This window comes from Bartonella sp. AC130YNZD (genome assembly GCF_042196865.1).
GTDB lineage: Bacteria > Pseudomonadota > Alphaproteobacteria > Rhizobiales > Rhizobiaceae > Bartonella.
Genome location: NZ_JBHIQZ010000116.1, coordinates 1 through 1,077, shown reverse-complemented (window position 1 = coordinate 1,077; position 1,077 = coordinate 1). Strand labels below are relative to the sequence as shown.

Genomic DNA, 1,077 nt, shown 5'->3' with positions numbered 1-1,077 from the left:
TAACAGTGATAAGAATTCCACAATAAAGACTGATAATAGTTCTGTAATAAATACTTTGACACCAAGACAACTTATTCTTGTTAGTGAAATGCAGCGAGACACGAAAGCTGATCAAGGTGTTGCGTTGGGTGATACTGCAAAGGCAACTACTTACTCAAGTATTGCAATAGGTAGAGATGATCCAGATTGTAAAAGTGCGAGCGGTAAACTTGGCTGTGTTGGGGCGGTGGCAAAAGCTGAAAGAGCGATAGCTATCGGTTTATCAGCTGAAGCTAAGAGTTATCAGGGAATTGCTATTGGTACTACTGCAGAAGCATCCGCTGGGAGTGCTATTGCTATAGGTCCTTTTACAAAGGCTACAGCAACAAATAGTATAGCTATAGGTAATCAAGCAAATTCAACGGGGAATAGAGGTATTGCTTTAGGCTATAATGCACTGTCCTCAAAAGAAGATAGTATTGCTATAGGTTACACAGCTCAGGCCTTGGGTGCAAGTAGTGTCGCAATAGGTTCTGAGTTTAATGAGAAGGCAGGGGGGGAGGATGATCATACAACAGCAAAAGAAAATTATACCACAGCTGTGGGTGCTGTTTCTAAGGCTTTGGCGTATGCTTCGACTGCCATAGGTCATCGTTCAAAGTCAACTGCAAAGTATTCTACCGCTTTAGGTTTTTATGCAAAAGCAAGCGCAGAAGGGAGTGTTGCTTTAGGGGATGATTCTGTAGCTAATAGGGCTGCAGGTGTTTCAGGATATACTTCTATGCTGCAGGGACCTGCAAAAAATGAGCTATCTTATTGGAAATCTACGTCAGGTGCTGTTAGTGTTGGTGATTCTGATGGTGGTAAAACACGACAAATTACAGGTGTAGCGGCTGGTAGTGAAGATGCAGATGCAGTGAATGTTATACAATTAAAGGACTTAGAAAGGGTCGTAAGACAAAATGGTTGGAAACTGTCTGTTGACGGTAAAAATGCTAAAACAGTCATTATGGATAGTGGAGTAGATTTTTCTACTGGCAGTACCAATCTTAACATTACAAAAGGCGATAAAGACAATAATGTAAAATTTGATTTAGC

1 pseudogene is annotated in these 1,077 nt (G+C 40.9%); it reads left to right on the top strand.

The features are described 5' to 3' along the window. Positions 1–1,077 (top strand): annotated as a pseudogene (locus ACFINU_RS09970) (hypothetical protein); the annotation flags it as partial.